Here is a 12,312-nt window from a genome sequence, read left to right as displayed (position 1 = left end):
TCCTTCTAGAGAAACAGACATGATTGGTCAAATGATTGCCGATTCCGCTCAGCTTTGCGTCGGCTATGCGGATCGGATGATGGCAGGGGTTTCCCCCGAACAATTCGCTCGCTTTGCCACTGTGGGCGGGCAGACAATCGAATCGAATCACCCAGCATTTATCCTGGGGCACTTGAGTTTGTACCCTTCGCGGGTTGTCAGCGAATTGGGGTGCGATGCCACCGCGATTGCTCCAACGGAGAAGTACGAGGCATTGTTTTCGCCTCAGGCGACATGCTTGGACGATCCCGACGGGAAGCTGTACCCGGCGATGGACGAGATTCTTTCCAAGTTTGCCGCGGGGCACGCAGCCGCGATTGAAACGCTGCTGACAGCGGATGATTCCGCGTTTGCCCCTGAAAATCCGAACGAAAGAATGAGAGCCAAGTTCGGGACGATCGGTGCAATGCACGCCTTTTATCTGGGCGGCCACATGATGATGCACATGGGCCAATTCAGCGCGTGGCGACGAGCGATGGGGCTCGGCGCGGCGTAACGTTCGCAACCCGGGAGGCCTGGCCTCTCGTGGGCCGCTTGTTTGTCTTGTTCAAACGTTGCGAAGCGGCCGCTGAAATCATTCTCAACAGCCTGAGAAGGCCACCGTGTTCGCGATTGGGACTAGTCTGGGCTGTTCAAAAGTGGGTGTTGACACAGCGTTTTCGTGGACAGTTTCTTGGCTGTTACCTCTCCCCCGACGAAGTTGGGGGAGAGGTCGGAGCGAGCGTTCAGCGAGATCCGGGTGAGGGGGCACGCGATGTGAAACGAGGCCCAAAAGCCGGTTTGCTGTGAATCGCCCCCTCACCCGAACAGGGCCTCCATCGGCCTGTTCGACCTCTCCCCCAGCAAAGCTGAGGGAGAGGTGACAAAAGTCGCACCGTGTTCGCGACCTGCAATCTCAAACATTTCGCAGTCCAGGGTTAGCTTAGCGGACGCACGTCCCAGATGTCGTCAGCGTACTGCTGGATCGTTCGGTCACTGCTGAACCACCCGCTGCCGGCCGTGTTCAGGATACTCATTTCGTTCCAGTGATCGACGTTCTGGTACGCCTTGCCAACTTCGGCTTGGGAGTCGAAGTAAGCCCGCAGGTCAGCGATCGTCACCCAAGGGTCTTGCGGGCTTCGCAAGCCACTGGTCAACAGATCGAACAAACCTGGGTTGTCAGGGTTGAAGTGCCCGCTTTCCAGCAGATTCATCACCCGGGCGATGTCATCATCGGAGGAGATGATGTCGTTGGGACGATAGTCCTTCTTCAGTTCGGTCACTTCGGAAGCATCCAATCCGAACAGGAAGAAGTTTTCCGCACCCGCGTTCTCGCGAATTTCGATGTTGGCACCGTCCAGCGTTCCGATCGTCAGCGCGCCGTTCATCATGAATTTCATGTTGCCCGTGCCGGAGGCTTCTTTGCCCGCGGTTGAAATTTGCTCGGACAACTCCGTTGCCGGGCAGATCACTTCCATCGAAGAGACCCGGTAGTTCGGGAAGAAGACCACTTTCAACAAGTCGTTGGCAGCGGGGTGGTTGTTGACTTTTTTCGCAACATCGTTGATCAGCTTCACAATCAGCTTGGCAACGTGATAGCCGGGTGCCGCTTTGCCACCGATCAACACGCAACGCGGCACCATGCCGGCTGTTTCGCCTCGCAGGATACGATCGTACAGGTGCACGATGTGCAGGACGTTGAGCAGTTGACGTTTGTATTCGTGAATCCGTTTGACTTGAACGTCGAACATGAAGGACGTGTCAAAGCGAACCCCGGTTTCGGCAACCACCAAATCGGACAAGCGAGCTTTGTTTTGTTGCTTGACGTCGATCCATTTTTTGCGGAACTCGGCGTCGGTCGCAAACGGAGCCAACTCTTTGATCTTGGTCAGGTCTTTTTGCCAACCTTCCCCAATGGTTTCGTTGAGAAGATCCCGCAGGCCTGGGTTGCAGTGCGACAACCATCGACGCTGGGTCACGCCGTTGGTTTTGTTGTTGAACTTGCGAGGCCACAGTGTGTTGAAGTGTTTGAACAGTCCTGATTCCAACAACTGCGTGTGCAGTCCGGCAACTCCGTTGACAGAGAAACTGCCGACGATGGCGAGGTAAGCCATGCGGATGTGCGGGTTGTCACCCTCTTCGATCAACGACATTTCGCGACGCATGGCAACATCGCCCGGCCATTGCTGGTCGACCAATTTCAGGAACCGAGCGTTGATCTCGTAGATGATGTCGAGCAGGCGTGGCAGCAGGCGACTGAACAGTGCCACCGACCAGCGTTCCAAGGCTTCAGGAAGCAGTGTGTGGTTGGTGTACGCCATGCAACGTGCGACCACGTCCCAGGCGTCGTCCCATTCCAAGCCGTGTTCGTCCATCAGCAACCGCATCAGCTCAGGGACGGCACAGGCGGGGTGAGTGTCATTGAGCTGGAAGCAGTTTTTGCGTCCAAAATCGCTGAAGTCTTCGCCGTGCTGTTCGACCCAACGGGCGATCACGTCTTGCAGTGAAGCTGAGACGAGGAAGTACTGCTGCTTCAGACGCAGTTCCTTGCCGTTTTCGCTGGCGTCATTGGGATACAACACCATCGAAATTTGTTCAGCATCGTTCTTTGCTGCGACGGCTTCGGGGTACGAGCCCGCGTTGAATTCGCTGAGGTTGAAGACGTCGGTCGTCGACGCTTTCCACAATCGCAGGGTGTTGACGGTGTCGTTGCGATAGCCTGGGACAGGCATGTCGAAGGGGACGGCCAAGACATCGTGAGAATCGACCAAACGAGGACGCAGGGTTCCATGTTCGTCGTAATAGTTTTCAGTGCGACCGTAAAAACGAACGCGACGGGTGTCTTCGGGGCGTTTGATTTCCCAAGGGTTGCCGTCTCGCAGCCAACGATCGGGGTCTTCGACTTGGCGTCCATCCTCGATGTGTTGATGGAACATGCCGTATTCGTAGCGGATGCCGTAACCCACCACGGGCAGTTGCAAGTTGGCGCAGCTGTCCAGGAAGCAAGCGGCCAGACGGCCGAGGCCACCGTTGCCCAAGCCGGCGTCGAGTTCTTTGTCGGCAACTTCTTCCATTCCGACACTGTAGGCTCGCAGGGCTTTGCGAACGTCTTCGTCCAGGTCGAGGTTTTCAACTGCGTTGGTGAGGGAGCGGCCGATCAAGAATTCCAGCGACAGGTAATAAACCTTGCGGTCCTCACTCAGGCAAGTTTTCTTCCATGTTTCCAGCCAGATCGGTACCAGGCGATCTCGAACGGTGATCGCCAATGCCTGGTACAGGTACTCGCTGTTTTGTTTGTCAGTTGAGTCGCCAGTGAAATCGTGTCCCAGCGTGATCGTCAAGTGACGCGCTAGTTCCGATGAAAGCTCAAGATGTGGAAACGAGGTGTCGGTCGGAGAAGCATTCGGCGGAGCGGAAAGCGTATTGGACATCGATTTTCAACGTTTCAAGGATGAGACTAGAAGCCGGGAGTATATCGGTGCGATAAAGGAGAGCCAATCTTGATCGGCACCCCGTCCGCTTCACTTGAGTGCCCCCTCTGACCTGTTGCGGATAGGCGAAAAAGGAAAGATGGGAGGTTTTGGTCGAGGTAGAGGGGCGGATCACTCCCCTGTTTTCTCTCAATGTCTTTGGTGTCGGCCGCTGACTGGGAGGCTTAGGGGCTTCATTTTGCGTGAACCGTGAATCAAAAAAATTTCGACTTTTTGAGATTCCTTTGAGTTGCCCGTCACTTTCAAGCGGTTTCGAAAACCTTCGTGATTTCAACTGGAAGCGGACCAGCGGAAGCTTTCCGCGGTCGCATTGGGAAGTGGCGCACTGAATGGCCTGTGCACTGGTGTGGCCTGTGCACTGGTGTGGCCTGTGCACGGGGTGGCCTGTGCACGGGGTGGCCTGTGCACGGGGTGGCCTGTGCACGGGGTGGCTCGCACGCGGAAGCAGCTGATCGGCTGAGCTGATTCGATGGGCTGGGCTGATTCGATCGGCTGGGCTAGTTCGATCCGCTGGCCGAAATTGCCTGAGCCGGCGGCCGGATCATGACTTTCGGCGACGGATGTGAGGCAATCGTCGGCCTTGCGTTTGGGCGGTCGAGAGTTGCGTTTGCAATTCGTCCAGCGAAAGCGGGCTGACCGGGATCGTCATCAGTTCTTGCGGGTCGATTTCGCTGATCAGGTTTCGCTTGCCAATTTTTTCCACTTCGTCTTCCAGAGCGCTCAGCCACGGCGGAAGATCCAGGCCGACGCCGACGGGAGTCCGTGAAAGTTCGTTGGCTTCCGCTTCGAGTTGTTCGAATGCGGCGCTGTGGCGGTCCGCTTCGGCATCATTCATGGCGGGTTCGACCAACGATCGCATGCGGTCGATGGTCATGGGTTGAACGAAGCGTTCTTCGATGCGGTCGGCGATGGTGGGCATGCGCATGGAATGCCGCCGTTGCAATTCTCGCAGTTTTTGAACGTACAGTTCGGCTTCGGCGGCGATGCGTTCGTTCAGGCTTTCTCGCCAACCCAGCGACGCTTGGTCGAGTCCCATCCGGACGAGGACTTCGTGGGTCCACATGATCGGTTTCAAGTTCCAGGCAACGCGTTCGTAACGCGTGCGAAGTCGCAAGAAGTCGAGGAATGTGTAGATCAGTTCGCCACGATCGCTTTGGGTCGTTGTGCTGTTGTAGTCTTGGTATTCAGCGTGGTGATCGAGCAACGATTCGAACACCAGCGTGATCCAGCGAGAGGCTTCGTTGATCTTGATCTTGCCGAGCTCGAGATCTCGGAAGAGCTGCGTGTCTTCCAGCAAGTCGTCTCCATCGGTCACGGCTCGTTCCAACCAGGATGAGACATCTTGGTGCAGCACCGCACGGACGTTGCTGAGTTGTAGAAAACCTTGTGTGAAGATTGGGTCGCCGTAACGCTGAATGAACTCGATCAAGCGTTCCCATTTCGCCGGGTCGCTGACGGCTTCGAGTGGTGACAGGCGAAGCGTTTGGCTGTGGGCCAGCCAGCTGCCCAGCATCGTTTCGGTCAACCGTTCCAGCAGGGGAATCAAGCGATCGGCGATCGCGTCTTGGTCGGTGACGCTGAGTTCGCGCGAGGCGGATGGTGATTCGGTGGGGGCAGGGGAGGGCGGTTCGCCAGCGGTGGCGTGCAGCACGGCTTCGGCGATGGAGCAGACCAGTGATCGGTACCCGGCACGATACAAACCATCAAATTCCGTCACGGCCCCGGCACCGATTGGATGCCGTTGTTCCATTTGGCGAGCGGTTTCGATCAGGCGACAGGTTTCTGCAAACAGGCCGCGTCGCGGGAGCCAGTGCAGCAAGTGCCGGAGCACGCGTTCTCTCAGCCGGGTCACGTAGATTTTGACTGGGTCGCCGCCGCGGGACAGCGGGATGTACAGCAGACTGCGGTGGAGGATCGCTTCGATGAAGACAGGGAACCGCTCACGCGCTCGTTCCGAATCGCCCGCGATCAGTGCCGAGAACAGCTCAATGGCACCGGCGTCATCCTCGGCAAACTCTTCCCCGACGTCCTCGGGAAGTTTGCCTTGGAGGGCACCCAAAGCACTGGCGATCAAGCGTCTGGCATCGGCCATTTCCACCGCGGTGGTGATGACCCGTTCCATGAGGCTGTCGCGGAGAACGCGGCGGCGATCATAGATTCGCATTGAATCTTTGTCGGTGCCGGCAGGTTTGATCTTGTAAGCACGAACATCGCTCAGCAGTTCGAGCAGGCCGATGCGGTTGGCAACTGCGCGGCGTGCCCATGCAGACAACGCTTCGATCTGTTGTTGACGACGAACGGGATCCGAGGAGTCCGCTGGTTCGACTTGGGTGCCCGCTTCGGTCGCGGAGTGGATCTCGGTCAGAGCGACGTCCGCACCGACAGCCCACATGCGAGCGAGCGACTGCAAGAAATCGAGTCGGCTGGCCAGGCGTTTCACTTCGGCTTCCAGTTCATCGACACTGCTGCTGTCGCTGCTGGTATCAAAGATGGAGCCTTCGTTGCCATCATCGGTTGTGTCGCGATAGCTGACGTTTTCGTACGCCGCATCGAACAGACCCGATTCTTCGTCGTCTTCCGGCAAATCAGTGGGGTCGTCATTGGCATTCGCCAATTCTTGTTCCCAGTTGTCGCGGCGTCGATCGCGAGGTTCTTCGTCACCGACTTCAAAGCATGGTGCTGACCAAAAGGATTCGGCGTTGGCTTCGAGGTAGTCGAAGAATTTGTTGACTCGCGGCCATAGCTCTTGCGGGGTCTCTCGCATGTGGTCGCGGAGTTGCAGCAGCCAGCGTTCGGCCAATCGAGGCAGCGAGTTGGCGCCGCTGCGAAGTCCAACCCGGTCGGCTTGGCAAAGCCAGTGAATCAACAGAGCTTGAGCGGGAATGAAGTCCTTGCGTTCCAGCAAAGCCGAGATCACCAGCATGTAGGCACGTGGTGAATCGAACAGGTCGGCGTGCGGGGCCCAAAAAGCGATGTCGCCTCGTTGGGCGCCGCCGCGGTGCCACAAACGCAGGGCTTGTGCGACCAGGCGAGCCGATTCGTACGATTCCCAGGGATCGGTTGCTTCGACGGATTCGACCGTGTGCGCGGCGAAGGTTCGCCACCACTGGGCGACTTCGCGGTACTGACGGTCCATTCGCTCGTAGGCGACTTCGTCGTCCCGCGCGGCCGCTTCGCTCCAAACACGAGCGATGTAACCAAACAGGTTTTCGATGATGTACAGCAACTCGTCGAGTCGGCTGTCGTGGATCGAGTTTTCAATCCCGGGGTACAAACTGAAGTTGCCGGTGAATCCCAGGATGTCCCAGGGGTCCATCAGGGCGCCGCATTCAATCGCGCGGCGGATGAGATCGAAGGTTTGTTCGGGGACTTCCACCGCATCGGGAAAGTGATCGGTTCGCAGGGCTCGCAGTCCCAGTGTCATCCCGCAATCGATGCGGCACATCAAACGAGCGGAGGTGGCGGGGACCACGTCGGCTTGTTTGGTCGCGGAGTCGGGGTATCCCAAGCGGGCGTAGATGCGAGCCAGTTGGACGTGTTGCAGCTGGATGGCGCGACGGCGTGCCAGAGCCGCGTTCAAGTTTTGGCGAGCGGCACCGAACGCTTGGTGGCGGGTTTTGACTTCGTCGAGCAAGCGTTGACCGTGCGAGCCACCAATCCTCGAGATTCGCCAGTTGTAGAATTCGTCGCGGAAATTGGCGATCGGCACCATCAGTGATCGCAGGGTCACATCGCTGCTGTAACAACCCGGTCCCCAACCGGAAATGCCGGATGCCATCAGCATCGTTCCGGCCAGCACCGAGGCGGCTTCTTCGAGCAGTTCCTCGCGAGGCAAGTCAGGCGTTTCGTTGACCCGTGCGAGGAGCGAATCGAGGGTCACGCTTCGAAGGATGAATCGATCGTAGCGTCCATCGGAATCGATCGCATGTTCGTCCCATCCGCCGAAGTGATAATTGGGCCGACGATTGACGGGGTGATCGAAATCATAAGCCCGCGGGTCCAGGCAGAGCTCTCGCAGTTGCTGGGGATCCATTGCGGCGGCACGCAGGATGTCCTCGGGGGCTTCATTGATCGCGAGCACGGCTCGTTCGATCAATTCGCGGTAAGGGCCGGCGGTGATGCCAGCGCCCTGGATCATTTGCGGGATCGGGCGAACGAACTCGTGGGCGTAGGGTTGGCAGGCACGGTTTTCCAGCACGGCGACCGGGCGGTAGCCGACGTAATCATTGAGCGTGCTGATGATTTGTCCCAGCCGCTCGGATTCGTCTTGGACGCTGCCGATGGTTTCGTCTTCGCGGATCTGCTGCACCATGACTTCGGCGCAGCGTCCCAGGAAGAAACCGTTGAAGATCAGTTCAGGCGGTTGGTGAAACAGCAGGTCACGGTGAAAGTCGAGGTAGGCGGGCAGCAGTCCGGACCAGAGCAAATTGGTCAGGCCGAGAGCGCGATCGACGTTGGAGAACGCGGGCGAGCTGGCTTTCAACGACAGAGCGGTTTCTTCCAGCCAATCTCGGATGATCAAGAAGGGCGGTGGTCCGTTCAGAACGTCCCCACCGGAGGCTTCGTCATGAACTTGGTTCCAAGCCAAGAAGGCCGCGGTGGGAGCGGGGCCGGACGAGAAGTTCAGGTACCCGACGAGAGCCTGGAGTGCTTTTTGAACATCCTGCGAGGGCGGCGACCAGGCTGCGGCGGCCAATTGATGGTCGGGCAGGTTGCCATTGGGTTCGCGGGACGGTGAGGCAGGCATCAAGGGAACCGAAGGAAGTTGGAAGGCGGGATGCTTGGCGGGGGCAACATCATTGTGGAGGACGTGCCTGTTGTGTCGAGGGGCACGGGAAAACGCTTGGCTTTCCCGGCCGCTCTTCAGGGTGCATTCAGCTCTTCTTCTTGGTCTTCTTGACCGCTTTCTTTGCCGATTTTTTGACGGACTTTTTAGCGGGCTTTTTAGCGGGCTTCTTGACCGATTTCTTCGCTGCCTTTTTGACAGACTTCTTGACTGATTTCTTGACCGACTTTTTGGTGGCGGCTTTGGCTTTGACGGCCTTTTTGACGCTCTTTTTCGCCGCTTTCTTCACGGACTTTTTGGCGGCCTTTTTCTTCGACAGAGCAGGCTGAGTCTTGGCTTTTTTCGTTGCCTTCTTGGTCGCTTTCTTCGCGGTTTTTTTCGAGGCGGAGGATCCGCCACCGAAAGCGGCTGCATAGCCGTCGGCGTACTTTTCGTTGGTGCCTGTGCGCAGAATCGTCATGAATTTGAAAAGGTGGAAAGGAAACAGATGGGTGAATGAAGAGAGTGCCTCCGCGAGTGTCGCGGAGGCTGCGATCGCGAAGCTGGATCAGCCCGCGTGAATGCTTTTGTATCGGGATTTGGGCGAGTCATCGTCGGCGTCTTCGCCCATGCGTTCACGACGATTGCGTTCGTAGGTGTCGAAGTTACCTTCGCACCAAACCACTTTTCCGTCGCCTTCAAACGCAAGGATATGGGTTGCAAGGCGATCGAGGAACCAGCGGTCGTGCGACGTCACGACAACGCAGCCCGCAAAGTTCGCGATCGCTTCTTCGAGGGCACGCAATGTGTCCACGTCGAGGTCGTTGGTTGGTTCGTCCAGCAGCAAGACGTTGCAGCCTTTGCGAAGCAGCGATGCCAAGTGAACTCGGTTGCGTTCTCCACCGGAGAGCACACCGACTTTCTTTTCTTGGTCGGGGCCTTTGAAGTTGAATCGCGAAACGTAGGTGCGAGCGTGCATGACGCGGCCACCCATTTCAAACGAATCGTGCCCACCACTGATCTCTTGGAAGATCGTTTTGTTGGGATCCAGTTTGTCGCGAGATTGATCGACGTAGCCGAGGTCGACGGTTTCACCGATTTTGATTTCGCCGCCGTCGACGGGTTCGCTTCCGGTCAGCATCTTGAACAGCGTCGTCTTGCCCACCCCGTTGGGGCCGATGATGCCGACGATCCCGCCGGGTGGCAAGCGAAAGTTCATGTCCGTCATCAAGGTCTTTTCGCCAAACGCTTTGTTGACGTGATGAGCTTCGATGACCAGTGATCCGAGGTGTTTGCCCGAAGGGATTTGGATTTCCAGATCGTCGGGACGATCTTCGAACTGTTCGGCGGACATTTGCTCGTAGGATTTGATCCGCGCTTTGGACTTGGCTTGGCGAGCCTTGGGGCTCATGCGGATCCATTCCAGTTCACGCGCCAAGTTCTTTTCGCGAGCCTTTTGTTGACGCTCTTCCAGGGCCATTCGTTTGGCACGATTTTCCAGCCATGCGCTGTAGTTGCCTTCGAACGGCATGCCTCGACCGCGGTCCACTTCGAGGATCCACTGAGCAACGTTGTCCAGGAAGTAGCGATCGTGGGTGACGGCCACCACGGTGCCTTGGTAGTTGGCCAGGTGTTGTTCCAACCAGGAAACGGATTCGGCATCCAAGTGGTTGGTCGGTTCGTCGAGCAGCAGCAAGTCGGGTTGGCGAATGAGCAACTGGCAGAGTGCGACGCGGCGTTTTTCGCCACCGGACAGGTTGGTGATCTCGGCGTCTTTGGGTGGCAGGTTCATCACCGCCATCGACATTTCGACGAAGCGATCGAGTTCCCACAGATTGTTGGCGTCGATGATGTCTTGCAACGTCGCCATTTCGTCGCAGAGTTTTTGCATCTCGTCGTCGTCGGTGACTTCGCCGAGCAGACCGCTGATCTCGTTGTAGCGATCGACGATGGCCTGACGTTCAGCGACGGCTTCCTGGACGTTTTCAAAGACGGTCTTGGTTGGGTCCAGGGGGGGCTCTTGTTCGAGGTAACCGACCGTGAACCCTTTGCCCAACCGTGCGGTGCCTTCGAATTCGGTGTCCATGCCTGCCATGATTTTCAGCAGGGTGGATTTACCGGCACCGTTGGGGCCGAGCACACCGATTTTGGCGCCCGGATAAAAGGCGAGGTTGACGTTTTCGAGGATCTTCCGTTGACCGTGTTTTTTGGTCAGGTCGGTGATTTGGTAAATGAATTGACCGGCCATGTTTTCGCTTGGAGGGCTGAAGGTGGAGGCGGAGAATACGGTTGCAGTTGTTTCAATTGCAAAGTGACAGAATTAGTGGTGGGATGCCGTGGCGGGCATCACTCCCATTCGATCGTCGCGGGCGGTTTGCTGCTGATGTCGTAACACACTCGGTTGACGCCTTTGACTTCGTTGATGATTCGGGTGCTGATGCGAGCCAGCAGTTCGTACGGCAGGTGACTCCAGTCCGCGGTCATGAAGTCGTCTGTGTTGACGCAGCGAACTGCGACGGCGTTGTCGTAGGTGCGGGCATCGCCCATCACACCGACGCTTTGGACTGGCAGCAAAACGGCGAACGCTTGGCTGGTTTCTCGGTACAGTCCTGCGTTTTCGATTTCTTCGACCACGATCGCGTCGGCTTCTCGCAGCACGACCAGTTTGTCTCGGGTGATCTCACCCAAGCAACGCACGGCCAATCCGGGGCCGGGGAAGGGGTGACGCCAGACGAGTTGTTCGGGCAGGCCCAGTTCCAAACCGAGTCGACGCACTTCGTCTTTGAACAAGTCTCGCAGAGGTTCGATCAATTCAAACCCCAATTCTTCAGGAAGTCCGCCGACATTGTGGTGCAGCTTGATGGTGGCGGCAGGGCCGTCCTTGTCGGCTCCGCTTTCAATCACATCGGGGTACAGCGTGCCTTGTGCCAAAAAGTGGGCGCCGTCGATTTTGGCGGCTTCGTCTTTGAAGCACTCGATGAAGGCGTGCCCGATGCGGCGGCGTTTCTCTTGTGGTTCGTCAATGCCAGCCAAATCGGTCAGGAATCGGTCTTCGGCTTCGACGATGTGCAGGTCGGTCTTGAAGTGGTTGCTGAACTCTTCCAGCACGATCTGTTGTTCGTTCTTCCGAAGCAGTCCGTTGTCGACCAGGATGCAGGAGAGCTGAGGCCCGATGGCTTTGTAGAGCAACGCGGCGACAACAGAGGAATCCACTCCACCGGACAGCCCGCAGATGACGCGTTTGTCGCCCACCTGTTTGCGAATCGATTCAATCGCGGCGTCGGCGAAGTCACCCAGTTTCCAGCTGCCATCGCAGCCGCAGACATCGATGACAAAGTTACGAAGGATTTGGCCGCCGTGTGGCGTGTGTGTGACTTCGGGGTGGAACTGCATTCCGAACACCGGACGCTCGTTGTGGCGAATCGCGGCGTAGGGGCAGGTCGATGTCTTGGCCATCGCGGTGAACTGATCGGCGATCTGTGACACCTGGTCACCGTGGCTCATCCAGACTTGTTCGGATTCTTGCATGCCCCGGAAGATCGAATCGCGATCGACGAAGTCGCACATCGCTCGGCCGTATTCGCGGCTGGGTGTGTTGTCGACTTTGCCGCCGAGGGCTTGGCAGGCGAGTTGCATTCCGTAGCAAATGCCGAGGACGGGGATGCCCAGGTCGAACAGCCCTTCGTCGCACTTCGGGGCGCCCTCTTCGTAAACACTGTTCGGGCCGCCCGAGAGGATGATGCCTTTGGGAGCCAGTTCCGCGATTCGTTCGGCGGAGATGTCGTGGCGAACAATCTGGCAATAAACGTTTTGTTCGCGAACGCGGCGGGCGATCAGTTGCGCGTATTGCGATCCAAAATCGAGTACCAGGATGCGTTGCTCGGTGAGCCAAGTCGTTTCAGCGATGGCGGGCGAGGTGGTGTTCGCAGAAGAGGTCATCGTGTTCTTGCCGGAAATTGCGGGAAAGGCCAATGCGGCAGTGTAAAAGAGCAAGGGGGAAACGGGGAAGGGCCAAGCGAGGCAGGCGGCGTGTTCGAA

Annotated in this window: 6 protein-coding genes; 1 reads left to right on the top strand and 5 read right to left on the bottom strand. The window is 57.7% G+C overall.

All coding sequences use genetic code 11. From position 1 onward, the window contains the following. Positions 1 to 31 precede the first annotated feature (31 nt). A complete protein-coding gene (locus tag UH5x_RS13690) occupies positions 32 to 535 on the top strand; it encodes a DinB family protein (protein WP_236696688.1) in 504 nt (167 codons plus the stop codon). A 421-nt stretch (positions 536 to 956) separates the two neighbouring features. Here UH5x_RS13690 and UH5x_RS13685 read toward each other — a convergent pair whose 3' ends face one another. The 5 genes from UH5x_RS13685 to guaA form a co-directional block, all read right to left on the bottom strand. After that, positions 957 to 3,449: a glycogen/starch/alpha-glucan phosphorylase gene (locus tag UH5x_RS13685; RefSeq protein ID WP_047817098.1), complete on the bottom strand. Its 2,493-nt coding sequence runs from the start codon at positions 3,447 to 3,449 to the stop codon at positions 957 to 959. 601 nt (positions 3,450 to 4,050) lie between these two features. Then, complete coding sequence (locus UH5x_RS13680; protein ID WP_047817097.1) at positions 4,051 to 8,256, bottom strand: hypothetical protein; 4,206 nt, start codon at positions 8,254 to 8,256, stop codon at positions 4,051 to 4,053. A 127-nt stretch (positions 8,257 to 8,383) separates the two neighbouring features. Then, complete coding sequence (locus tag UH5x_RS13675; RefSeq protein WP_482632708.1) at positions 8,384 to 8,755, bottom strand: hypothetical protein; 372 nt, start codon at positions 8,753 to 8,755, stop codon at positions 8,384 to 8,386. An 87-nt stretch (positions 8,756 to 8,842) separates the two neighbouring features. Beyond that, positions 8,843 to 10,522 (bottom strand): energy-dependent translational throttle protein EttA, encoded by a 1,680-nt coding sequence (gene ettA, locus UH5x_RS13670; protein WP_047817095.1) that lies wholly within the window; start codon positions 10,520 to 10,522, stop codon positions 8,843 to 8,845. 98 nt (positions 10,523 to 10,620) lie between these two features. After that, a complete protein-coding gene (gene guaA, locus UH5x_RS13665) occupies positions 10,621 to 12,213 on the bottom strand; it encodes a glutamine-hydrolyzing GMP synthase (RefSeq protein WP_047817150.1) in 1,593 nt (530 codons plus the stop codon). Positions 12,214 to 12,312: the final 99 nt, after the last annotated feature.

Source organism: Rhodopirellula sp. UH5 (genome assembly GCF_056839225.1).
The sequence above is the reverse complement of the archived record's forward strand: the minus strand, read 5'-3'. Positions and strand labels throughout refer to the sequence as shown.

What these genes read in the sequence shown, in the direction of transcription:
- ettA (WP_047817095.1), bottom strand. Translation starts at nt 10,522, where the DNA reads ATGGCCGGTCAATTCATTTACCAAATCACCGACCTGACCAAAAAACAC.
- UH5x_RS13680 (WP_047817097.1), bottom strand. Translation starts at nt 8,256, where the DNA reads ATGCCTGCCTCACCGTCCCGCGAACCCAATGGCAACCTGCCCGACCAT.
- UH5x_RS13675 (WP_482632708.1), bottom strand. Translation starts at nt 8,755, where the DNA reads ATGACGATTCTGCGCACAGGCACCAACGAAAAGTACGCCGACGGCTAT.
- guaA (WP_047817150.1), bottom strand. Translation starts at nt 12,213, where the DNA reads ATGACCTCTTCTGCGAACACCACCTCGCCCGCCATCGCTGAAACGACT.
- UH5x_RS13690 (WP_236696688.1), top strand. Translation starts at nt 32, where the DNA reads ATGATTGCCGATTCCGCTCAGCTTTGCGTCGGCTATGCGGATCGGATG.
- UH5x_RS13685 (WP_047817098.1), bottom strand. Translation starts at nt 3,449, where the DNA reads ATGTCCAATACGCTTTCCGCTCCGCCGAATGCTTCTCCGACCGACACC.